Here is a 23,754-nt window from a genome sequence, read left to right as displayed (position 1 = left end):
CGACATGAGCGCGCACATCATTGATGGAAAGAACCTTGCCGAGCGCACGATCGAGGCTTTGCGTCTGCAGGTCGAAGACAGGACGACGAACGGCGAGCGTCCGCCGACCCTGGCCACCGTGCTGGTCGGCCAGGACCCGGCGTCGGCCGTCTACGTGCGCAACAAGATCGCCGCCTGCAAGCGCACCGGCATCAAGTCCGTGCCGCATGAGCTGGCGGTTGGCACGAGCCAGCAGCAACTGCTTGATCTCGTCGACACGCTCAATGCCGATCCGCTGATCGACGGCATCCTGGTTCAGCTGCCGCTGCCGGCCGGGCTGGACGCGACCGAGATCCTGCATCGCATCGATCCGCGTAAGGACGTCGACGGCTTTCATCCGTTCAACGTCGGCTGCCTCGCGCAGCGTGCGCCGCAGTTGCGGCCCTGCACGCCGCTCGGCGTGATGGAGCTGCTGCGCGATATCGGCGAAACCTTCTATGGGCGCAGGGCCGTCGTCGTCGGTGCGTCGAACATCGTCGGCAGGCCGATGGCGCTGGAACTGCTGCTCGCCGGTTCCATCGTCACCGTGACCCATCGCTTTACCCGCAGCCTCAAGGATGACATCTCCAACGCCGAGATCCTCGTCGTCGCCGCCGGCAAGCCTCAGCTGGTGCAGGGGGAATGGATTCCGCAAGGTGCAACGGTCATCGACGTCGGCATCCATCGCGGCCAGGACGGCAAGCTCCACGGCGACGTGCAGTTCGACGTCGCACGCGAACGCGCTGCGTGGATCACGCCGGTACCTGGCGGCGTAGGGCCGATGACCGTCGCCTGCCTGATGAGAAACACCGTAACGGCGGCGGCATCAGCGCAGGCGCGTTGAAGTTCGCAGCTGGACCGCCGGTCTGGCCAGCGAAGCTGGTCTAGCGTGCATCCGCCGCGCTGCGTTCATAGGCGCCGAGATCGCAGATGGCCTGTCCGTCGGCATTGCCGTCCTGAGGGCGCCGCACGCTGCGTTGGTCGGTCGCCATGCAGTCCTGGTACGACGCGTCGATGGCGACGCTGCCCGCGGGCAGGGCATGCGTCCGCGTCCGCCCGCCATTGTCCGCAAGCGGCAGCAGCAGGGTGTCGAACACCGTGCTGTTGTCGACGATGTAGGGTGCATGGCAGTTGCCGTCGTCGGCGATCAGCGAAGAGTAGTTCGCCGTCGTCCCGCCCGCCTCGTGCCGGCAATTGACGCCGGCGCGCGGATTTCCTTCGACATCGACATTGCCGGCGACGATCGTGCCGGCGATGGTCAGCTTGCCGCGATTGGTCAGGCCGCCGCCGTAGTTGTCCGCGATCGTCACGTGGCGCAGTTCCATGCCGCCGCGCGTACCGCTGGATTCGTTGATCACTGCGCCGCCGCCGCGCAGGCCGACGTCGCCGGCGAGGTTGCCGCTGATCGTGGTATTGCTCGCAACCAGTCGCGCATTCGCCGCGTTGACGATCGCTCCGCCGCGGCCGTTCATCGAGCTGCTGTTGCCGACGAACAGCGCATTGACGATGTATGCGGTGCCGCTGTTGTAGAGCCCGGCGCCGCTGCCGTCGTCGTCATCGTCCGAGCCGTGGTTGTTGCTGACGACCGTGCGCTCGCGAATCCTCAACACGCCCGCGTTGTACAGCCCGGCACCCAGGCCGTGTCCGCCCTCCCCGGAGCTGGTGCGGTTGCCGTCGATGACCGTTGCCGCCAACGCCAGCGTGCCGCTGTTGTAGATCCCGCCGCCTGCGCTGGCCGTGAATGTGCCGGCAGCGGTGTTCGCGCTGACCAGAACGTCCTCGAGAGACAGCGTCCCGTCGTTGCGGATGCCCGCGCCGAACTGGCTGACCCGCCCGTTGCGGATTCCCAGGCTGCGCAGGGTGACGTCCGCGCCGGGCAGCACCTCGATGACGCGATCGCCGGCGCCTCCATCGATGGTCGTGGCAGTCGATCCGGAACCGAAGATCTCGAGGTCGTCGCGGATGTCGAGATCCCCGCTGGCAGCGCCGTCCTCGTCGAGCGTGTCGCCATCGTCGTCACGCGCGGCCGGCAGGCTCAACAGATAGCTGGAGGACGCCAGGAGGATGCGATCCTTGCCGGGGCTGTCGTTTGCCGCGGCCACCGCCTCGCGCAGGGAGCAGTGGGCATCGCATCGACCGTCGAATCCGTCGTCCGTTGTGGTGACCGCGAAGATCGCCGAGTGGCTGGCCGTCGCGCAGGCCAGCAGGCCAATTGGCATCAGTCGTGCAAGCCACGACACTCTTTGGGCAAATCGCATGGGCTGTTCTCCCGGCGTGAACACGGATAAGCGCAGTGCGCGGCTGCGCACCATCACGCGCGCCGGCAGCAAGAACGGTGCCGAACTCGCCGGGATTGGCGCATCATAGTGCGCATGACCGGCGGAGCTCGTCCGGGGCGTGGTCCAAGCATCTGAAGGGGGAGTGTTCGTGGAAGCCATCATCGACGCCATCAACGGCCTGATCTGGAGCAAAGCCCTGATCGGCCTGTGCTTGGGCGCTGGCCTGTATTTCTCGATCCGCACCCGCTTCATGCAGGTGCGCGGGGTGGGCGAGATGTTGCGGCTGATGTTCAAGGGCGAGAAGTCCGCGGCGGGTGTCTCCTCGTTCCAGGCGCTGGCGATGTCGCTGTCCGGGCGCGTGGGTATCGGCAACATCGCCGGCGTGGCCACGGCCATCGCCTACGGTGGGCCGGGCGCGGTGTTCTGGATGTGGACCGTCGCCTTCCTCGGCGCCTCGACCTCCTACATCGAATGCACGCTGGCGCAGATCTACAAGGAGAAGGACGAACAGGGTCTCTATCGTGGCGGCCCGGCGTACTACATCGAAAAGGCCATGGGCCAGAAGTGGTACGCCTGGATCTTCGCGTTGACCACCGTGCTGGCCTGCGGCGTGTTGCTGCCGGGCGTACAAGCCAACGGGATCGCCGGCAGCATGCAGACAGCCTTCGGCGTTCCGCCACTGGTGGTGGCCGGCGGCATCGCCGTTGTGCTCGGCTTCATCATTTTCGGCGGGGTGCGCCGCATCGCCACCTTCGCGGAAGTGGTGGTGCCGTTCATGGCGCTGGGGTACATCCTGGTGGCGCTGCTGATCGTGGCGCTCAACATCGGCAAGGTGCCGGAAGTGGTCTCGCTGATCTTCCGCAGCGCTTTCGGTGCGGAGGCGGCGTACGGCGCGGTGATCGGTCTGGCGGTGGAATGGGGCGTGAAGCGCGGCGTCTACTCCAACGAGGCCGGCCAGGGCACCGGCCCGCATGCGGCGGCAGCGGCGGAAGTCTCGCACCCGGCGAAGCAGGGCTACGTGCAGGCTTTCTCTATCTACGTCGATACGCTGCTGGTCTGTTCGGCCACAGCCTTCATCATTCTTGTCACCGACATGTACAACGTCTTCGCGCCCGCCGGCGGCATGATCACGGAGCGACTGCCGGGCGTGTCGGCGGGGCCGGGATTTGCGCAGCACGCGGTGGAAGCCGCGTTGCCCGGCTTTGGCGCCGGCTTTGTGGCGGTGGCGATCCTCTTCTTCGCCTTCACCACGCTGGTCGCCTACTACTACATGGCCGAAACCAACCTCAGCTACATCAACCGCAAGGTGCACAAGCCGTGGATGGTGACCGCGCTGCGTCTGTGCATCATCGCTGCCGTGGTCTACGGCACCATGCGCAGCGCCGGTCTGGCCTGGAGTCTCGGCGACATCGGCGTGGGCCTGATGGCCTGGCTCAACATCGTGGCGATCCTGATCCTGCAGAAGCCGGCGCTGCTGGCCCTGAAGGATTACGAAAGGCAGAAGAAAGCCGGTCGCGATCCTAATTTCGATCCCAAGGCCCTGGGCATCGCCAACGCAGACTTCTGGATCAGATAGGGGCGGTCGGCTTGTGGCGCTCAGGGCGCTGACGACCATCTCCTAACGAGCGCTTGCCGCCGTCGACCCAATGGCCGCGCAAACGGCCATAGCTCCGCAGTCCGGCCCCGCGTTCCTGCAAACTGCGTCGCCTTTGGCGGTGCCGTGATGCACGCTGCATGGTGTCGCTCCAGGCGAAGCCGTCACCGGACCCGCCAGCAATCGGAGCCGGGCGAGGGGGCTGCCGATTTTTTCTCAATCCCATCATTGCTTGACGAGTGCCTGTCGCGATATGGCGACAGCATGATCGCGTCTCTGGCACGCAGCTTGCGCTGAAGCGCTCTCGGACGATCCACGATCATAAGGGTGCGCACATGCAAGCGTTGTTACGTCACTGCCGAAACGGCTGTGCGGCAATCTGCGGTGCGCTGCTGCCGTGCAGCCCAACCTTCGCGTTCTCCAATGCCGTGCCTGAGCCGTTCGCGCCGGGCATGCGCAGCAATGCCAGCATCGATGGCCGCACGTCCACGAGCTCTGCCGGCACCGTCGTCGATGAAACGATGATCGAACAGCTTCTGCGCGATCAGCATCTGCTTCCCTGGCCGAGAATGATATGAGCTATCGCCTGCCGCTTGCCGTTCTGTTGTTCGCCACGCTGAGTCCAAGCTGGGCAGCGACCTATCGCTACAGCACTTCAAACAACCGCATCTACGCCGAAGGGGGTGGTTCTGCGGCGACACTGAGCGCGATCAAGACGGCGCTGCCGTCGGCGCCGCTTGATCTCGTCGATGCGACGAACGGGATCTGGCTGCTGCGCGCCAATCTGTACGTCACCCAGGGAACAAAACTGATGCTCAATGGCAGCGCCGCCAGTGGCGACGTCAACGAGCTGCGACTGAAAAGCGACAGCGGCGGCTTTGTCGAACTGACGGCCGACTATGGCACGCTCGACATCCGCAGCACGAAGATCCGATCCTGGGATGCCTCGGCGAACGGACCCGACACCAACTACAGCGACGGCCGCGCCTTCGTGCGCGTGCGCTCGCGACTCGCGGGCGACGGCGTCAGTGCGCTGGAATCCAGGATGGATGTGATCGACAGCGAGATTTCCTACCTCGGCTACAACGCTGCCGAAACACAAGGCCTCGTGTGGAAGGTGCTCGGCTCGACCAGCGAGGTGCCGGATCTGTTCGACCGCGTCCAGGTCCGTGGCGACATTCGCAATTCGAACCTGCATCACAACTACTACGGCATGTACAGCTATGGACATGAAGGCGGTCAATGGACCGGCAACACCGTCGCCTACAACGTCGGGTATGGATTCGATCCGCATGATGACTCGGACAATCTGCTGATCGAGGACAACGACGTCCATCACAACGGCAATCACGGCATCATCGCCTCGAAGCGCTGCGACCATGTGGTGATCCGCAACAACCGATCCTGGGACAACACCGGCAACGGCATCATGCTGCATCGCTCGTCGAATGACGGACTGGTCGAGAACAACGACCTGCGCCGCAACAGCGACAGCGGCGTCGCGATCTTCGCTTCCGATCGCGCAACGATTCGCGACAACTATGTCGAAGACAGCGGCAAAGCCGGCATGCGATTCTCGATGGGCGCCACCGACAGCTATGTCGAGAACAACGAGATCGTTCGCAGCGGTACCTACGGCTTCTACTTCTACAAGGGCAGCGACACGCCGGAGACCGGTGAGGACGGCCGCAACAGCGGCAATGTCTTCGTCGGCAACACGGTCCGCGACGGCGCCGGCGAAGGCCTGAAGCTGACCGATAGCGACGATGACCGCTTTATCGAGAACATCTTCAGCAACAACGGCAGTGACCTGCGCATCGTCAACGCCAGGAACATCGAGCTGGTCGGCAACACCATTGACAGCGACGTCAAGCTGCGCCTCGCCGGCACTTCATCGCTGCGCACCACGCTGTGGATCGAGGAACAGAAGACGCAGCTGCTCGTCGTCGATGCTTACAGCACGGCAAACTTCATCGATCGCACCCAGGCGGTTTTCGATGTGTCCGAAAGCATCGCCAGCATTGCCGACGCCACGCGCAGCACGATGACACTGAGCCAGGCCAACACCGGCGGCGATACCAAGGTCTACCTGCGCAATATGCACGCGGGGCCGAGCAGCGGGACGGTCGAGATCAAGATCACCTCCTGGCAAACCAGCGGTACGCGCAACAAGAACTGGGTCGCAAGAACGACGAACGCATCAGCGAACGTGAACTACAGCGTCGGCGACCTTCTCCCCGGCACGCGCTATGTCGTTCAACAGGGCATGCGCACCGTCGGCCTGTTCACCGCGGACAGCAGCGGCCGTGTCACCTTCAGCGATGCCCCAGCCATCACCGCGCAGCTGACCTACATGCTCGCGCCGGGCTAGCCGCGCCTGGCGATCGCCGACCCCGTGGGTGTGCTCATGACAACACAAGACGCAGGCTCTCAGGATGTCGGGCGCTGGCGCAAAGTGCATAGCGCAGTTGTATTGGCAGCGATCCTGATCTGTAACGTTAACATCGCAATTGGCGCCCCAGATGGTCCGGAGACCAGCGCTCTACAGGCGACGCTCGACCAAACTGCGGCAACTGCCAGAAAGTCACTACCTCGCATGGAGAACGGCATTCTCTTTGAACGAGTTCGTTCCCCAGGAATGAAAACCCTCGTCTACGAATACTCGTACACAGATGAAGTCGCGGCGAAACTTGATGTGGAATCACTCAAGGCGCAGGCATACAGCGGCTCGCTGTCCGCGGTGTGTGATGGGCCGGGGCAGCAGGACTGGTTCGACAAAGGCGTCACCACGATCCATTTGTACAGAGACAAATACAGGGACGAGGTGTTTCGTGTCCAGTTTACGAAGAAAGATTGTGACCAGCGCTACGGGCGGTGATTGTCGGCTTAGGAGGCTGGCGGTCCAAATGGAAGGTCGGATCATGGAGACGTAGGCGCGCGCTAATCAGTTACGGCGGACGTTGGCCGTACTGGACGAAATATTGGCCTCGTCGAGTCGATCTGATCAGTTTGGCCAACGCCTGTAAGAGACGAATGGCCGCTTTGCGACCGACATTGTGAGCATCGCAATGACGCCTTCGGGCTGGCTAGCCACCGTCGCTGAGGTGCCACGTCCAGACGTTTTTGACGGGCCGCTTTTGGGTTGAATGGGCAACTTCCCTCACAGGATTGGAGGTGCTACGCTGAATTCATGATCCAAATACGCCTAAACCGATTTAATTTCTTTGCCCGCAGCATTTGGCGCGGATAGGTTGCGGCTGAGTTCAAGAACGACCCGCCACCACGGCGGGTTTTTTATTTTGTCGTTCAGGTGGCGCGACAGAAGCGGAGAGTGCACACGTGATCCAATTCCCAAGAGCCCTGCGACGCGGAGACGTGATTGCAGTGACAGCACCTTCGTCTGGAGTTCCAGCTCCACTTAGTGCACGCCTCGATCTGGTCATTGATCAGCTCAGAAGTCGCGGCTATGAAGTTGTCGAAGGGCGGTGTTTGCGAACGCAACACAAGGACGCCAGCGCATCTGCCAGCGAAAGAGCCGCTGAGTTCGTCAATTTTCTCCAGAACCCGCGAATCAGCGCAGTCCTGCCACCATGGGGCGGCGAGCTCGCGAGCGAGTTGCTCGATCACATCGACTTCGAAGCTCTTCGCAAGCACACGCCGAAATGGGTTATGGGGTACTCGGACGTCAGCACGTTGACGCTACCTCTGACACTGATCTCCCGATGGGGCACTGCGCACGGTCCGAATCTGATGGAACTCGCCCCATCGCAAACGGATCCGCTGACCAAGGGGGCATTCGAACTCCTGGAATGCGATCCACTCACTGTCCACGAACAGACGGCTTCGTCCAAGTATCAAACCGCATACAAGGACTGGGCCGTCTACACGAATGCCCCACATAATCTGACCGAGATTACTCGGTGGAAGCGGCTTGATGGCGCTGAAGAGCCGCTCTCGTTCCATGGTCGCCTGATTGGCGGGTGCCTGGACACAATTGGGTGGCTGGCGGGTAGTTCCTATGGCGACGTGCCGTCTTTTGTCGCTGCGAGCCGGGCATCTGGAGTCATTCTCTATCTCGAAAATGTCGAGATCGGGCCGACGAGCCTTGTTCGAACCTTGCTGTCCCTAAAAAGGCACGGCTGGTTCAACAACCTTGCCGGGCTGGTCTTTGGGCGAAGCACGGGGCCAGATCAAACGTCATCTGAAAGGCTCTCATACTTGGACGCAGTGCGTTCGGTAGTCGGGCAGTTGCCGTGCCCCGTACTCTATGACGTCGATATTGGTCACCAGCCACCGCAGATGACCCTGATTAACGGTGCCATTGCACGGTTCAACTTCGAGGCAGGTGGAGGGGCTGTGATTCACTCGCCCCGAGTTGATTAGGTGGACCGGGCATTGATAATCGTCTGGGTGAATGGCCCTATCAATTCCGGGAAGTCTACGATCAGGCGGCTTCTGGGCGAGTTGCTGGCGGACTCGACGTTCATCGATGGCGATGATATCGACGCCCCCGATGATGCCAGTCTAGATGAGCATATCGAAGTGGCATTCAAAAGGATTGAACTGAAATTAGAAGCAACTACTACCGATAACGTGGCAGCTGGAATGGCCGCTTTACGCCGGCAATTCCGGAACCTTCGGCGGCAGCTTGGGGCTGGTTCCAGCCCCGCCACCAACGACTGCCACCTAACCGTTGCACGACCATGCAGACCGCTCTGTAGACTAGCGGCGTCCCCAGCGGAAATTGCGAGGAGAATATGGGCGAACACAACGAGAGCGCCGTGCAGATTCGCTACGGCGCCTGCAATCTCTGCGAGGCGATTTGCGGCCTGGAGTTCAAGGTGCAGAACAACCGCATCATCTCGGTCCGCGGAGACGAGGCCGATCCGCTGTCCCGCGGCCATATCTGCCCGAAGGCGGTTGCACTCAAGGACCTGCACGAGGACCCGGCGCGCCTGCGCCTTCCAGTCAAGCGGGTCGGTGACGATTGGCAGCAGATCGGCTGGAACGAGGCTTTTGACCTCGTCGTCGATCGTCTGCTCGCGGTGCGCGAGCGATATGGCAATAACGCGATCGCCGCTTACTCCGGCAATCCGAGCGTGCACAACTACGGCAACATGACTCACTCCAGCGCGCTGCTCGGCCCGCTGAAGACACGTTCGCGATTCTCCGCGACCTCGGTCGATCAGCTGCCGCACCAGCTTGTCGCATATTGGATGTACGGACATCAGCTGCTGCTGCCGATTCCAGACATCGACCACACGCAGTATTTCCTCGTGCTCGGTGCGAATCCGCTGGCATCGAACGGTAGCCTGATGACCGTGCCGGACTTCCGCAACCGACTGAAGGCGCTGCAGGCGCGCGGCGGACGCATGGTCGTCGTCGACCCGCGCCGCTCGGAAACCGCGGAGTTGGCCGACGAGCATCACTTCATTCGCCCCGGCAGCGACGTGCTGTTTCTGTTTGCGCTGCTGAACACCCTATTCGAGGAAAACCTGTGCCGGCCGGAGCGGCTTTCCGAGTTCACCGACGGGCTCGACACGGTGCGCGCCGCGATCAGTGGCTTCAGCGCTGAACGCGCCGAACGCGCAACCGGCATCGCCGCCGCGACGATCCGCCGCACCGCACGCGACTTTGCCGCTGCAGGCAGTGCGGTCTGCTATGGCCGCATGGGCGTGTCGACGCAGACCTACGGCACGCTGTGCCAGTGGGCAATCCAGCTGATCAATCTCGTCACCGGCAACCTCGATCGCCGCGGCGGCGCATTGTTCACCGCACCTGCGGTCGACACCGTCGGTACACCCGACACGAAGCCCGGCCACTACGGCGCCTGGCATAGCCGCGTGCGGCAGCTGCCGGAGTTCGCCGGCGAGCTGCCGGTCGCAACGCTCGCCGAGGAAATCCTTACGCCGGGCGAAGGCCAGATTCGCGCGCTGATCACCATCGCCGGCAACCCGGTGCTGTCGACGCCGAACGGCCGCCAGCTCGACAGCGCGCTCGCTTCGCTCGACTTCATGGTCGCGTTCGACATCTACATCAACGAGACAACCCAACACGCTGACGTCATCCTGCCGCCGACCTGCGGCGTCGAGCACGATCACTACGATTTCATCTTCCATCACTTCGCGGTGCGCAACACCGCACGCTACAGCGAGCCGGTCGTCGAACGAGAAGCCGGCACGCTGCATGATTGGGAGATCTTCACCGAACTCGGCAAGCGCCTCGCTGCTCGCCTCAACGGCAAGCCACCAATGCCGAAGCGCCCCGACCAGATCATGGACATGGGCCTGCGCATGGGACCCTACGGCGACGGCCGCAAGCATCCGCTGGGCCTGAGTCTGAAGAAGCTCAAGGAACACCCGCACGGCATTGACATCGGACCGCTGGAACCGTCGATGCCGGCGCGACTCCATCACAAGGACAAGCGCATCGCCGCTGCACCGGTGCATCTCATGCAGGATCTGCAACGCGCCGAGCGCGAGTTTCTTGGCGAGGACACAGGCAAGAGGAGCCTGCGCTTGATCGGCCGCCGCCACGTACGCAGCAACAACTCATGGATGCACAACTTTGATCGCCTGGTCAAAGGCAAGCCGCGTCATCAGCTGCTGATGAACCCGGTTGACTTCGCCGCGCGCGGGCTCGACGAAGGTAGCCGCGTCCGCGTGCGGTCGCGCGTCGGCGAGATCGAAGTCGAGGTTGTCGCCTCCGATGAGATGATGCCAGGCGTCGTCAGCCTGCCGCACGGCTGGGGCCATGCACGGGATGGCGTGCGCATGCCTGTCGCACAGGCCCACTCAGGCGTCAGCGTCAACGACCTGACCGACGATCACTACATCGACGCGCTGTCCGGCAACGCCGCACTGAACGGCCTCGCGGTCGAGGTCAGCAAGCTCTGACCGCGGGTGCAAAAAAGCCCGCCGGCTTTTTCCGGCGGGCTTCCATATCCCTGCTGTCAGAACTTACCAGGCACTGAGTCGTGCCCAGCCCGCTACTGCCAGACTCGCACGTATTCGACCTGCGTGGTGGCAGGTAGCATGCCGACGCCGCCATAAGCGTTGTCGCCAGCGCCGAGAGCCTGCGTCAGCGAGATGATGTAACGCTTGTCGAACGCCGAATCGTTGGAGTTGTTGACCAGGCACGACTGGCCGTTGACCAGAATTTCCAGACGGTTCGCGGTCCACTCGAGAGTGTAGGTGTTCCATTCGCCGCGGTTGGCCTGACAGGTCCATGCGGTGTTTACGCCCGGCAGCTGTCCCAGCAGGTCGGCGGCGTAGTGCAGGAACGGAATGGCCAGGTTCGGGTGCTGCGAGTACGTCTCAACGATGTCGATCTCGCCGGACAGCGGGTAGAGCGCGGTGCTGTGGTAGCGCACATCGGGCCACAGCCAGAAAGCCTCTTGGAGGCCGGGCGTGCTCGCCAGCGGCACCTTCATGCGAGTCTCGAAGCGGCCATACTTCTGCGAAAACAAAGCGTAGGTCGTGATCTGTCCGGCGGCGAACCGTGAACCAGCGCGGTTGCTGGGGCAGCCGGCGACCGGCTGCGGCATTTCCTTCACGGAGAGATTGAGCAGGCCGCCGGACACGCTGATGACCGCCGGGTCGTCGATATAGCAGGCGTAGACCGTGTTGGTTCCGTTCACGAAGTTTGTCTGCGGCAGCCACTTCGAACGATCCAGGCTGTCGCCGTCGAAGTTGTCGGAGAACGTGCACTTCCATGCGGTGCCGTCGGACTTCACCACCGGTGCGCCGCAGCCCCCTGCATCGATGAATCCCGGGGCGGGTTGCGCGGGCTGCGGCGGTCCGATCAGCCCGAGATTGCACGACAGTTCGTTCGCCAGGTTCGGCTTCCAGTCGGCACAGGTTGCCGCGGCCGCCGCTGGGGCAAATACGACTGCCGACAGCACGAAGATCGGCGTCAGGACTGCGGCTGTGAGTTTAGCGGGCACGATTCTCTCCATTTGTTGTGGTTATTCCATCGAGCCTATGTACGTCGATCGATGGCCGTCTGTAGGAAAGCGACGACTAAAGTCGTACGCCGAGGTCGTTTGGCCTCGGAATGACGCCGGTTCGCCGGGGGCAGTGCAGCTGCGGTCATGCCGCTCTCGATGATTGACCCGAGCGGCGAGCCTCGATGTCTGCGTTTCAGGCGCTACGCCAAAGCGTCGGGTGATCGCCGCGGCACTTACAACTTCCGCGAAAAATGTATGATACAGCTATGAAGAACACATCATGGCTGCAGCAATGGCTGTAAAGCGCAAGCGCATCTCGACCCGCCGGCAGAAGCGTACGCTGGTGATTCCCAAGCCCGGGCGCAAGGGAAACATCAAGGTCACCCGCGAGGGCTGGCTCAATTGCGCGCGCGTCGCCCTGATCGAGGACGGCATTGACGGCGTCAAGGTCGACCGTCTCGCGCAGCGTGTGAAAGTGACGCGCGGCGGCTTCTACCATCACTTCAAAAACCACCAGCAGGTGCTCGACGAGCTGCTGGTGCTGTGGAAGAACCAGAACCGTTTCACGCCGGTGAAGGTCGATGTCTCGACCGCCTTGGCGGCCAATGCGGCGCTCGACCGCGTTACCGAAGACCTGGTCCACGAGAATGGCTTCGACCCGCAGTTCGACATGGCGGTCCGCGAATGGGCCCGCATCTCGCAGCCGGTGGCCGATGTGGTTCATGGCGTGGACGATGAGCGCGTCGATACGCTGACCCGGATCTTTTCCGGCATCGGCTACGACGAGAAGGAGGCGCTGATCCGTGCCCGGGTCTTCTACTGGCACCAGATCGGCTATTACGCCGTCGGCATGCGTGAGGCCGTGGCGGAGCGCGAGGGCAATCTCGGCGCGTACGTCAAGGTCCTGGCCGGCGACAAGTACCGCGGCAAAAACTCCAAGCGCTGAGGCGCGGCCGACCGGGCCGTGCCGGTATTTTTGCGGTTGTTAAGATACAAATCTGTATGATAAATTCCGTCCACTGATCGATCAGGGATACTCGCTTGCGCTATTCCGCCTTATCCATTGTCCGAAACGCACTCGGCGGCCACAGCCGCTGGCAGCCTGCGTGGCGGAACAAGGAGCTCAAGAGTTCCTACGACGTCGTCATCATCGGCGGCGGCGGCCACGGCCTCGCGACGGCCTATTACCTGGCGAAGAACCACGGCATCACCAATGTCGCGGTGCTGGAGAAGGGCTGGATCGGCGGCGGCAACACCGGCCGCAACACGACGGTCGTGCGTTCCAACTATTTCTATCCGGCTTCGGCGGCGTTCTACGAGAAGTCCCTGCAGCTGTACGAAGGACTGAGCCGCGACCTCAACTACAACATCATGCTGTCGCAGCGCGGCATCGTGACGCTGGCCCATTCGCGGCATCAGGTCGAGATGGCACGGCGCATCATGAACGGCATGCGCGTCAACGGCATCGATGCCGAATGGCTGACGCCCGAACAGATTCACGAACGCGAGCCGTTGCTGCGTCTCGACGGCCGCTACCCGGTGCTGGGGGGGCTGTGCCAGCCGCGCGCCGGTACCGCACGCCATGACGGCGTGGCTTGGGGCTACGCGCGGGCCGCCGACCAGCTCGGCGCGAGCATCGTGCAGGGCTGCGAGGTGACGGGCTTCATCAAGAGCGGCAACAAGGTCACCGGCGTCAAGACCAATCGCGGCGATGTCGTCGCCGGGCGCTTCTGCATTTCCGTCGCCGGGCATTCCAGCCAGATCGCCGGCATGGCCGGCGTCGCGCTGCCGGTGACCAGCTACGCACTGCAGGCCTTTGTCTCCGAGCCGCTCAAGCCGGTGCTCGATACGGTGACGATTTCGCCGTCCACCGGCGTCTACATCAGCCAGACCGACAAGGGCGAGATCGTCGTCGGCGGCGCGCTGGACCTGTATCCGTCCTACGCGCAACGCGGCAACTTCAACACGGTGGAAGGCGTCACGGCGGGCATGCTGGAGATGTTCCCGATGTTCTCGCGCCTGCGCCTGATGCGGCAATGGGCCGGCATCGTCGACATCGTCAAGGACTCGTCGCCGATCCTCGGACCTTCACCGGTCGACAATCTGTATCTGAACTGCGGCTTCGGCACCGGCGGCTTCAAGGCGATTCCGGCCGGCGGCTACACCATGGCCCACACGCTGGCGACCGGCAAGCGGCATCCGCTGATCGAGGCGTTTGGCCTGGAGCGTTTCACGACCGGCGCCATGATCGACGAGGCCGGCGCCTCGGGGATTGCACACTAATGCTGAAACTCAACTGTCCGTTCTGCGGTGTCCGCGACGAGATCGAATTCCGCTGCGGCGGCCAAAGCCATATCCAGCGGCCCGGTCCGCATGACAAGGTCGACGATGCGCAGTGGGCCGCGTATCTGTTCTTCCGCGAAAACCCGAAAGGCTGGCATTACGAGCGCTGGCTGCATGCCGCGGGTTGCCGCCAGTGGTTCAACGTGGCGCGTCACACGGTGACCCACGAAGTGCGCGCAATCTACGCGATGACCGATCCGAAGCCGAACGTCGGCAGCACCGGAGCCACGGCATGACGCAGAGCCATCGTCTCGACCGCGGCGGCCTGATCGATCGCAGCCGCACGCTCAAGTTCACGTTCGACGGCCGCAGCTATACGGGCCATGCCGGCGACACGCTGGCCTCGGCGCTGCTCGCCAACGGCGTGAAGGTGACCGGTCGCAGCTTCAAGTATCACCGTCCGCGCGGCATCCTCGGTGCGGGATTCGAGGAATCCAATACGCTGGTACAGCTGGAGCGCGACGAGCGCGCGGAGCCGAATCTCAAGGCAACCCAGGTCGAGCTGTACGATGGCTTGGAAGCCAAGGCGGTCAACTGCTGGCCCAGCGCGCGCTTCGACCTGATGGGCGTCCTGCGTCACTTCAAGACGTTCATGCCGTCGGGCTTCTATTACAAGACCTTCATCTGGCCGGGTTGGCATTGGTTCGAGGCGCTGATTCGCGCCGCCGCAGGCCTGGGCGTGAGCCCGCGCAAGCCCGATCCGGATCGCTACGACAAGCGCCACGACAACGTCGACGTGCTTGTCGTCGGCAGCGGCCGGCATGGTCTCGAATCCGCGATTGCCGCGGCGGAAGCCGGCAAGCGCGTTCTGCTGATGGACGACCGGCCGCAGCTGGGCGGCAGCCTGCGCTACGAACCTTCGGCGTCCGGCGATCTCGAGCGCCTGCTGAAGAAGGCCGCGACCCTGCCGTCGCTGAGCACCGCGACGCGCAGCACGGTTTTCGGTTACTACGATCACGATCATCTGGTGGCTGTACAGGTGCTCGCCGAAGGTTCGGTACGCCAGCGTCTGTGGCATATCCGCGCGCGCGAAGTCGTGCTCGCGACCGGCGCCATCGAGCGGCCGATCGTCTTCCCGAACAACGATCGCCCTGGCGTGATGCTGGCCGGCGCGGCGCGCCAGTACCTGCATCTTTACGGGGTGCGGGTCGGGAAGGACATCGTCATTGCGACGAACAACGACAGCGTTTACGCGACGGCTTGCGAGCTGTCCGCGGCCGGAATGCGGATTGCCGCGATCCTCGATTCGCGCGAGCAATCCGACAGCGCAGACGTCAAAGCGGCCGAAGCGCTCGGTCTCCGCATCGAATGGAAGTCCGCGCCGACCGACGCGCGCGGCGCGTCGGCGATTGCCGGAATCGAGTTCCACCGGGTCGATCCGCAGGGCCGCGCGGTGCCGAAGACCGCGCAGCTGCTGGCCTGCGACTGCCTGCTGGTATCCGGCGGCTGGAATCCGACCGTGCATCTGTTCTCGCAGGCCGGCGGTTCGCTGGCATTCGACGCCCGCTTGCAGGCCTTCGTTCCGGTCAAGTCGGTGCAGCGCGATCGCTCGGTCGGCGCCGCTGCCGGTGCCTTCGATGCGGACCTTCGCCAGGGTGCGCTGTGGTCGGTCGATGTCAGCAGGCTCGGTCGCAGCCAATCGTACAGCTGGGTCGACTACGCCAGCGACGTGACCGAAGGCGATCTGCGCCTCGCAGTGCGCGAGAACTTCGCCGCTGTCGAGCACCTCAAGCGTTACACGACCACCGGCATGATGGCGGACCAGGGCAAGACGTCCAACGTCAATGCCATCGGCATCCTCGGCGGCGTGCTCGGCAAGGCGCCCGGCGATGTCGGCACCACCAAGTTCCGTCCGCCGTTCAATCCGGTGACTTTCGGCGCGGTGGCCGGTCAGTCGGTGGGCGCGTTCTATCAGCCCTTGCGTGCGCTGCCCACGGAAGCCTTGCAGCGTGCCGCCGGGGCGTTGTTCGAAGATTACGGCGGCTGGAGCCGGCCGGTCTGCGTGCCGTTGGCGGGCGAGAGCGAGCACAAGGCGGTGCTGCGCGAAGTGAAGGCCGTGCGCTCCGGCGTCGGCATCATCGATTACTCGCCGCTCGGCAAGATCCTCGTTCATGGTCCGGATGCGGCGACGCTGCTGCAGCGCATGTACGTCAACAACATGAAGACGCTCAAGCCCGGCTTCTGCCGCTACGGCGTGATGATCGGCGAAGACGGCATCGTGATGGACGACGGCGTGCTGACGCGCTGGGACGAACTGACGTTCCAGGTCGGCACCACCAGCGGCAATGCAGAGCGCGTGACCGACTGGCTCGAGGAATGGCTGCAATGCGAGTGGGTTGATCTCGATGTGATCGTCGAGCCGGTGACGACGCAATGGGCCGTGACGATGGTCGCGGGGCCGTACGCGCGGCGCTTGCTGCAGCGCATGGGCACCGACATCGATCTGTCGGCTGAAGCCTTCCCGCACATGACCGCGCGCGAAGGTCGCATCGGCGACATGCCGGTGCGCATCATGCGCGTGAGCTTCACCGGCGAGCTCAGTTACGAAGTCAGCGTGCCCTGGCGTCATGGCGCGGCTTTCTGGCAGCGGCTGCTGCAGGAAGGCAAGGATCTGGGCGTCACGCCGTTCGGTATCGAAGCGCTGATGATCATGCGCACCGAGAAAGGCTACCTGCACGTTGGCTCCGAGACCGACGGCTCGACGATGCCGCAGGACATCGGCTTCCAGGACATCATCGCCAAGAAGGCGGACGATTTCGTCGGCCGACGTTCGACGATGACGCCCGAAGGCCTGCGTGCCGATCGCATGCAACTCGTCGGCCTGCAGTCGCTGGATGATCGCGAGGTATTGCCGATCGGCGGCCACATCGTCGATGCCGCCTTCAAGACCGCGCCCGGCCATTCGCAGGGCTGGGTGACGTCATCGGTCTACAGTCCGACCCTCGAGCGCCCGGTGGCGCTGGCGCTGGTCGCACGCGGCAGGAGCCGCCTCGGCGAAACCGTGAAGGTCTACGACGCGCAGCTCGGCTGCTGCCTCGCAGCGAGAATCGTCGAACAGGTGGCCTTCGATCCATCGGGAGCGCGCATCAATGTCTAGTCCAGTCCTTGAGGCCCTGTCCGCGCTCGGGTCGAGCCGGGTTTCGACAGGCGCAGTCCTCGTCGATACGCCGCAGCTCAAGGTGAGCGAAGCAGCCTGGCTGCAGGTCTTCAGCCTGCGCGCCTCGAAGATGCACGCGGTCGAGCCGGGTCTGAACGCACTGCTCGCGCCGCTGGGTCTGCAGGCGCCAAGCACGGCCAATGGCCTGCAGGGCAAGCCGCAAAGATCCTGCGCCTGGCTGGAGCCGCGTGCCTGGTTGCTGGTTGCGGAGTCGCCGGTCGAGATTGCCAGTCAACCGCACTGGCTGATCACCGACATCTCGGATCGCGTTGCGCTTTTCGTCGTCAAGGGCGAACACGCGCGCAACGTGATCGCGGCGGGCTGCGATCCGCATATCGTGCGTCCGGGCGCCCTGGCGCGGACGCGGTTCGGCGGCATGGCCAACGTCATCGTCGAGCAGTGGGGCGAAGCTGAATACCGTCTGCTGATCGATGTCAGCATCGCCGGCGTTTTCGCCGCCTGGCTGAGGATGACGGCGGAGAATCTTGCGTCGGCAGTTCGCTGAGAAGCCGCCCCAACTCTGTATGCGGGGATAAGGCGGGCGGCGAATAGGGATCACTCATTCCCTCTCCCCGCATGCGGGGAGAGGGTCAGGGTGAGGGGCAAGCGCACCGCAGGTGCGTGCTTTGGCGTCTCCGAGCGCTATAGGCGCTGCTAACCCGACTTACAGCACGCCGCGCTTGGCGGCTTCAACCATCGTCGCGCGCATGCCGATGTCGTAGATCGACCCCAGCCAGCCGCTGACCGCGGCGACCAGGCGCTGGTCCTGTCCGAGCGTGCCGAACAAGGGCGCAATGGACAGCAGGGCGGTCGCATCCTTGCCACCCTCGTGTGCCTTCGCGGCGAGCAGCTCGGCCATCGGATGAAGCACGGCGATGGCCGATCCGTCTTCGGCGCGGCCGGTGGCGCGCCGGCACCAAGCCGCAAGGCCGAGCGCCAGCAGATCAATCGCCTGATTGCTGGCGAGTCGATCGCGGATCGGATCGACCAGCACATTGACCGGCGCATCGGTGTTCACGCGTTGCGTGGTATCCCGGATCGCCGGATTCGCGAAGCGATCGAGCAGTGCTTTCTTGTATTGCGCCAGGTCGATGCCCGGCACCGAAATCAGGGTCGGGCCGGTTTCGCGGTCCATCAGCGCGATCATGTAGCGACGGATCAGCGGATCGCCGATCGTCTCGCCGATCAGTGCGTATCCGCAAAGCTGACCGATGGCGGCAATCGCCAGGTGACTGCCGTTCAGCAGTCGCAGTTTCATGAATTCGTAGGGCGCCACGTCTTCGACGAACTGCACGCCGACCTTCTCCCAGGCCGGACGGCCCGCGACGAAACGATCCTCGACGACCCACTGACGGAAGATCTCTGCATGCAGCGGCGCCTGATCCGCAATGCCGGTCCGCGCCGCGAAGGCGACGACCTGTTCGCCGGTGGGCACCGGCGTGATGCGGTCGACCATCGAGTTGGGAAAGCTCGCGTGCGCCGCAATCCATTCGGCCAGCGGCGCATCCAGGCGGGCCGCGAACGCCAGCACCACCGCCTTGAGGATGTTGCCGTTGTGCTGGATGTTGTCGCAGCACATCGCGGTAAACGCCGGCGTCCCCGCATCCCGGCGTCGCCGATACGCCTCGACGAGGATGCCCGGAACCGTACGCGGTCGATGCGGATCGGCGAGGTCGGCGAGGATTTCCGGGCTGTCGAAGTTCAGCAGCTTCGTCGCGCGGGTCAGGTGGTAGCCGTTCTCGGTGACTGTCATGCTGACGATGCGCGTGCGCGGATCGTCGATCGCCGCCAGCAACTCATCGGTCGAGCGGGACGCGTCGATCGTTGCGACGATCGAACCGATGATCGTCAGGTTCTCGCGCGTGCCTTCCTGTTCAATGAGGCAGTAAAGACCGTCCTGCGCGGCGAGCGCGTCGAGCAGTGGCTTGTCGGCGCTGCGCAGACCGGCGCCCTTGATGCCCCAGTTCAGGCTGCCGCCGTCCAGGCCCATCAGGTCGTGCGTGTAGCGCGCCATGTGCGCGCGATGAAAGCCGCCGAGGCCGAGATGGACGATGCCATGGCCGACGTTGCGCAGTTCGAAGCCAAGGGGTTCAAAAGCCTCCGGCAGCAGCGGAGGATGGTTTCTGGACAGCTTCGTGGAATTCATGTCACTCGCATGCGGACAGCCGCCATCGCTCAAAGGGCGAATCGTGGTGCGGCGCCGATTCCGAATGCTGGCGGTCGGCGCGATCAGGAGTCAAGCGCGACCTGGCCGCCACGACGATCGGCCGAACTTGGCCGATGGCGGCACGATGTGCTTCCGATCGCAGCAACTTGCATGACCGGCGTGCAGAAAACGGGCAATTCGAAGGCTTGCTTGTGGGCGTTCCGACAGGGCGAATGTTGTTCAGTTGACGCTCAGCGAAATCGCCAGGGATTCAGGCCGCACTCAGCGTTAGAACGGCGAAATGCGATCCATCAAATAGAGCAGGGGAATTCAAATGGTCGCCATCGCTGTGTGGGCAGCAATCATCTCGCTGGTGGGTATGGTCGTCTCGGCCGCGTTGTACGGCCATCGCCAGCACAAGGATCCGAGATGGGCCGCCCTCGAGGCGCAGCTGGAGGCCGAGATTCTCGGGCAGCTGACACCGGCATCGCGCCAGCGCTTCGGCGAGCGCCGCAGATTGACGGCGACCCGGCGCGTGATCCCGGCCAATGCGGTCGCAAATTCTTCCATCGCGTCGCAGACGCGGCGCGCCGGCCGCACCGGCCTCGCTACGCGACGCTTCGCCCAGTTGCCCTCGCGACGCGGCACCCGCAGCCGGCCCTGAGCCTGTTGCGCAACAACGCCAAATGTTCCACCGGCCGCTCTTTGTAGCGGCCGGCTTTTTTGAGCCGCCTCCATCCTAGGGCTGCCAATCGTGACCGCCGCAAGTGCCCGAAAGTCTGTGCGCAGATCGCCTCGCAGATCTCTGCGCGGAGGAACGCGCCAGCCGCGCGGCTCCTCGAAGGCGCTTGGGCTCTATAACGCCAAGCGCGATTTCAAGCTGACGTCGGAACCCAGAGGCACCCCATCGAAGGGCACGGCCTGGTCATACGTCATCCAGCAGCACGACGCGACGCGCATGCATTACGACTTCCGCCTCGAACTCGACGGTGTGCTGTTGAGCTGGGCCGTGCCGAAAGGGCCGAGCCTCGATCCCAAGGACAAGCGCCTCGCGGTGCAGACCGAGGACCACCCCGTCACCTACCGCAACTTCGAGGGCAACATCCCCGAAGGCGAGTACGGCGGCGGGCCGGTGATTGTCTGGGATCGCGGTACTTGGTCGCCCGAGGGCGATCCCAAGGCGGCGTTGAAGAAAGGGCATCTGAGTTTTTCACTGGACGGCGAGAAGCTGCAGGGCCTGTACTCGCTGGTCCGCCTGCGCGGCAAGGTGAAGACAGGGCCGAAGAGCAGCTGGTTGCTGATGAAACGATCGGACGAACACGTGAAGTCCGGCCGGGCGGCGCAGATTGTCTCGCTGCAGCCGGAGAGCGTGATCAGCGGACGGACGGTGAAGCAGGTGAAAGCCGGCAAGCCGGCCGCGAAAGTCCGTGCGCCCGGCAAGGCCAGCAAGGCGGCAGCTGCGACCGGCAGCCGCCGCAGGACCGCAACAAAAAGACACGGCAAGCTACCGGTTTTGGCGGATATCGAGTTGCAGCTCGCGACGCTGGTGGATCGTCCGCCGGCCGGCAACGACTGGGTTTACGAGATCAAGTTTGACGGCTACCGCATGCTCGCCGGGATTGCCGACGGCAAGGTCGAACTGCGCTCGCGCAACAACCTGAGCTGGACCCGCACGCTGCCCGGCATCGTCGAGGCGTTGGGCCAGCTGAAGCTCAAGAGCGCCGTTCTCGACGGCGAGCTTTGCTACATCGACGATCGCGGCCTGTCGGTCTTCCAGAAGCTGCAGAACGCCTTGCCCAGAGGGCTGGGCAAGCCATCGGAAACGAGTCGGCTGTACTTCTATGTCTTCGACATCCTGTTTCAGGATGGCATCGATGTCCGCGACGAGCCGCTGCTCGATCGCAAGCATCGCCTGCGCCTGGCGCTTGGCAAGCGCCCGCCGGCCGCAATCCGCTACAGCGACCACCTGCAGTCCGACGGTCGCACGGCCCTGCTGCATGCCTGTTCGTCCGGGCTGGAGGGCTTGATCGCCAAGCGCGCGGACGCCGGTTATCGCGGCGGGCGCGGCAAGGACTGGGTGAAGGTGAAATGCCAGAAGCGCCAGGAATTCGTGATCGTCGGGATGATCCGCGCCACAGGCGCACGCCAGGGCTTCCGCTCGCTGGTGCTTGCCACGCGCACCGGCAGGGCCCTGAAGTACGCGGGACGTGTCGGCACGGGGTTCTCGCAGCAATCGCTCAGGGAGCTTGCGGCGCTGCTGTCGAAGCGCGTCGTCGATCGTTCCGCGTTGTCGGATCCTCCGAAGCTGCCCGGTGTCGTCTGGGTCAAGCCGGATCTGGTCTGCGAAGTCGAGTACACCGAGATCACCGAGGAAGGGGCGCTGCGTCATCCGTCGTTCCAGGGCCTGCGCAAAGACAAGTCTGCGAAGCAGGTCAAGCTGGAAAAGCCGCTGCCACTCTCCAAGGTTCAGAAGAACGCGGACGACGACGAGAATTCCGTCGGCGGCGTGCGCATCTCGAATCCAGACCGAGTGATGGACGCAGCGTCGGGCGCCACAAAGCTGGATATCGCCCGATACCACGAAGCGGTCTCCGAATGGCTCATGCCGTATGCCGCGAACCGGCCCCTGGCGCTGGTCCGCTGTCCGCAGGGAGATGCGCATCAGTGCTTCTTCCAGAAGCACAAGATGCGCGGCGTCGGGCCTCATGTGCGGGAGACCAAGGTCGGCGATCACGAAGTGCTCCACGTCAAAGACCTCACCGGCATCCTCGAACTGGTGCAGTTCAACGTGATCGAGTTTCATGCCTGGGGCGCCGCCATGGCGGCTCCGCATCGGCCGGACTGGCTGGTGATCGATCTGGATCCCGACACCAGCCTCAAGTTCGCGGATGTGGTCGATGCCGCGCTGGAGGTTCGCGACGCACTCGCCGCGGCCAAGCTGAAGTCGTGGGTCAAGACCACCGGCGGCAAGGGATTGCATGTCTGCGTTCCGCTGCAGCCGGACAACGACTGGTCTACCGTGAAATCGTTTACACAGGCGGTGGCCCAGGCGCTGGCGGAACAGAATCCGCAGCGCTACGTGGCGACGATGTCCAAGGCCAAGCGCAAGGGCAAGATCTTTGTCGACTACCTGCGCAACGGCGAGGGCGCCACCGCCGTGCTGCCATACTCACCGCGCAGCCGCCCCGGCATGACGGTGGCGATGCCACTCGCCTGGAAAGACATCAGGCATCTGGAGCCGACCGACTTCACGCTCCACACTGTCGTGCAGCGGCTCAAGAGACGCCGGACCGATCCCTGGAAAGACTTTCTGAGCTCGCCGCAGAAGCTGCCGCTTTAGTGCGTGGCCCGGTCAGTGTGACCCTTCAACCCGATCGGATTCGACCGGTTCAGCAACAGCACCGGTCAATGTGGCCGCGCGGGCGGAGCGGCTGCTAAGTGCCAGAAGCGGAAGTTCACGAAAGACTGCTTTAGGTTCGACTAAAGCTCAGGCATTGCTAGAGTCGGCTGAGGTGTCTTCTGAGGAGCCTGCCCCGCAATTGGCGCATCTGGTCGGAAAGTACTCTTTGTAGGGCGCGTGACCGTGGAATCGCTCCGAACATCGAGGGCATGGCCTGATTCGGTTGTTGATCCAGAGGACGGCTGACAAACCCTGCCAGAAGAACGCCAGGAACCAGAGGACATTCTGATCCTTCGTCACAAAGCTGGCGGCAATCACCGCGACCCCGAGAAATGCGATTGTCCACATTGCCAGGCGGCGCTCACTCAGAATGGCGTGAACCCCTAGTGCCTCAGCGTCATTCGATCGGCGATCACTCATGTTGTGCCTGCGCCCACTGGCCGGACTTTGTAAGGATGAGCCCTTCGCAGAAACCGCATTGCTTCACAAGCGGATCCTCTGGATTGACCAAACCCAGGACGTCGTCGAGTTCGACCAGCAACATCGTCTGATTGATCTGAACCGGCAATGTCCCGGATTCAGATCCCAGCTTCAGCGCGCCATTCAGAATTGTCCAAGTCCCGAGCAGCTCCGGATGCTCTCGAAAGCAGTTTGCCGACCGGAACGAGAAGGTTCCGTCAGCTCGAAGGTCAAGGACGCTATTGCGGAAAATGCCATTGTCGTAGATGCCAGCAACCGCGTCGAACGGGATTTCTTGGCTCCCAGCGAAGATCTGGACAGCTTTCCTCGAAGGGGCGTGTCCTAGATTTTGTGTAAACGGTCATGAGGCAGGAAACTGCCTTGCTACAAGGAGTAGCGATGACCGTAGA

General features: G+C 63.6%; 18 protein-coding genes. 15 read left to right on the top strand and 3 right to left on the bottom strand.

The genetic code is table 11. From position 1 onward, the window contains the following. The first annotated feature begins 4 nt into the window (after positions 1-4). Positions 5-862 (top strand): bifunctional methylenetetrahydrofolate dehydrogenase/methenyltetrahydrofolate cyclohydrolase FolD, encoded by an 858-nt coding sequence (folD, locus tag AC3WUF_RS11600; protein ID WP_492425671.1) that lies wholly within the window; start codon positions 5-7, stop codon positions 860-862. 40 nt (positions 863-902) lie between these two features. Here the strand turns inward: folD and AC3WUF_RS11595 are convergent, their stop codons facing one another. Further along, entirely contained in the window at positions 903-2,237 is a 1,335-nt protein-coding gene (locus AC3WUF_RS11595) for a choice-of-anchor Q domain-containing protein (protein WP_492425669.1), read from the bottom strand. A 208-nt stretch (positions 2,238-2,445) separates the two neighbouring features. On the opposite strand from AC3WUF_RS11595, the gene AC3WUF_RS11590 reads away from it, so the two are divergent. From AC3WUF_RS11590 to AC3WUF_RS11565, 6 genes are all read left to right on the top strand, one after another. Further along, entirely contained in the window at positions 2,446-3,873 is a 1,428-nt protein-coding gene (locus tag AC3WUF_RS11590) for an alanine/glycine:cation symporter family protein (RefSeq protein ID WP_492425667.1), read from the top strand. 353 nt (positions 3,874-4,226) lie between these two features. After that, positions 4,227-4,469: a hypothetical protein gene (locus AC3WUF_RS11585; protein WP_492425665.1), complete on the top strand. Its 243-nt coding sequence runs from the start codon at positions 4,227-4,229 to the stop codon at positions 4,467-4,469. Next, positions 4,466-6,262 (top strand): right-handed parallel beta-helix repeat-containing protein, encoded by a 1,797-nt coding sequence (locus AC3WUF_RS11580; RefSeq protein WP_492425663.1) that lies wholly within the window; start codon positions 4,466-4,468, stop codon positions 6,260-6,262. Before AC3WUF_RS11585 ends, AC3WUF_RS11580 begins: the two co-directional genes overlap by 4 nt. 36 nt (positions 6,263-6,298) lie before the next feature. After that, a complete protein-coding gene (locus AC3WUF_RS11575) occupies positions 6,299-6,769 on the top strand; it encodes a hypothetical protein (RefSeq protein ID WP_492425661.1) in 471 nt (156 codons plus the stop codon). Between the two features lie 497 nt (positions 6,770-7,266). After that, positions 7,267-8,274, top strand: a complete 1,008-nt coding sequence (locus tag AC3WUF_RS11570) for a S66 family peptidase (protein WP_492425659.1) — start codon at positions 7,267-7,269, stop codon at positions 8,272-8,274. Between the two features lie 374 nt (positions 8,275-8,648). Continuing rightward, positions 8,649-10,787 (top strand): molybdopterin-dependent oxidoreductase, encoded by a 2,139-nt coding sequence (locus tag AC3WUF_RS11565; protein ID WP_492425657.1) that lies wholly within the window; start codon positions 8,649-8,651, stop codon positions 10,785-10,787. 92 nt (positions 10,788-10,879) lie between these two features. Here the strand turns inward: AC3WUF_RS11565 and AC3WUF_RS11560 are convergent, their stop codons facing one another. Then, entirely contained in the window at positions 10,880-11,848 is a 969-nt protein-coding gene (locus tag AC3WUF_RS11560) for a glycoside hydrolase family 16 protein (RefSeq protein WP_492425655.1), read from the bottom strand. A gap of 271 nt (positions 11,849-12,119) precedes the next feature. Between AC3WUF_RS11560 and AC3WUF_RS11555 the strand changes: the two genes are divergently transcribed. The 5 genes from AC3WUF_RS11555 to AC3WUF_RS11535 all read left to right on the top strand — a co-directional run bounded on the left by AC3WUF_RS11555 (position 12,120) and on the right by AC3WUF_RS11535 (position 17,844). Then, positions 12,120-12,785 carry a TetR/AcrR family transcriptional regulator gene (locus AC3WUF_RS11555; RefSeq protein ID WP_492425653.1) on the top strand — a complete coding sequence of 222 codons (666 nt, stop codon included), beginning with the start codon at positions 12,120-12,122 and terminating at the stop codon, positions 12,783-12,785. Positions 12,786-12,880: 95 nt separating this feature from the next. Further along, the gene (locus AC3WUF_RS11550) at positions 12,881-14,122 is read left to right on the top strand and encodes a sarcosine oxidase subunit beta family protein (protein ID WP_492425651.1); all 1,242 of its coding nucleotides are present in this window, start codon (positions 12,881-12,883) and stop codon (positions 14,120-14,122) included. Further along, positions 14,122-14,418 carry a sarcosine oxidase subunit delta gene (locus tag AC3WUF_RS11545; RefSeq protein WP_492425649.1) on the top strand — a complete coding sequence of 99 codons (297 nt, stop codon included), beginning with the start codon at positions 14,122-14,124 and terminating at the stop codon, positions 14,416-14,418. The genes AC3WUF_RS11550 and AC3WUF_RS11545 overlap by 1 nt, the downstream gene beginning before the upstream one ends. Next, the gene (locus AC3WUF_RS11540; protein ID WP_492425647.1) at positions 14,415-17,279 is read left to right on the top strand and encodes a 2Fe-2S iron-sulfur cluster-binding protein; all 2,865 of its coding nucleotides are present in this window, start codon (positions 14,415-14,417) and stop codon (positions 17,277-17,279) included. The genes AC3WUF_RS11545 and AC3WUF_RS11540 overlap by 4 nt, the downstream gene beginning before the upstream one ends. Beyond that, positions 17,272-17,844: a hypothetical protein gene (locus AC3WUF_RS11535; protein ID WP_492425645.1), complete on the top strand. Its 573-nt coding sequence runs from the start codon at positions 17,272-17,274 to the stop codon at positions 17,842-17,844. Before AC3WUF_RS11540 ends, AC3WUF_RS11535 begins: the two co-directional genes overlap by 8 nt. A gap of 159 nt (positions 17,845-18,003) precedes the next feature. On the opposite strand, the gene AC3WUF_RS11530 is transcribed toward AC3WUF_RS11535, so the two are convergent. Further along, the gene (locus AC3WUF_RS11530) at positions 18,004-19,485 is read right to left on the bottom strand and encodes a mannitol dehydrogenase family protein (protein WP_492425643.1); all 1,482 of its coding nucleotides are present in this window, start codon (positions 19,483-19,485) and stop codon (positions 18,004-18,006) included. Between the two features lie 334 nt (positions 19,486-19,819). Between AC3WUF_RS11530 and AC3WUF_RS11525 the strand changes: the two genes are divergently transcribed. The 3 genes from AC3WUF_RS11525 (at position 19,820) to AC3WUF_RS11515 (ending at position 23,690) form a co-directional block, all read left to right on the top strand. Next, the gene (locus AC3WUF_RS11525; protein WP_492425641.1) at positions 19,820-20,149 is read left to right on the top strand and encodes a hypothetical protein; all 330 of its coding nucleotides are present in this window, start codon (positions 19,820-19,822) and stop codon (positions 20,147-20,149) included. 117 nt (positions 20,150-20,266) lie between these two features. Continuing rightward, a complete protein-coding gene (gene ligD, locus AC3WUF_RS11520; protein ID WP_492425639.1) occupies positions 20,267-22,825 on the top strand; it encodes a DNA ligase D in 2,559 nt (852 codons plus the stop codon). Between the two features lie 478 nt (positions 22,826-23,303). Next, positions 23,304-23,690: a hypothetical protein gene (locus AC3WUF_RS11515; RefSeq protein ID WP_492425637.1), complete on the top strand. Its 387-nt coding sequence runs from the start codon at positions 23,304-23,306 to the stop codon at positions 23,688-23,690. Positions 23,691-23,754: the final 64 nt, after the last annotated feature.

It is taken from the genome of Fontimonas sp. FW305-C-3 (assembly GCF_058783185.1).
The sequence above is the reverse complement of the archived record's forward strand: the minus strand, read 5'-3'. Positions and strand labels throughout refer to the sequence as shown.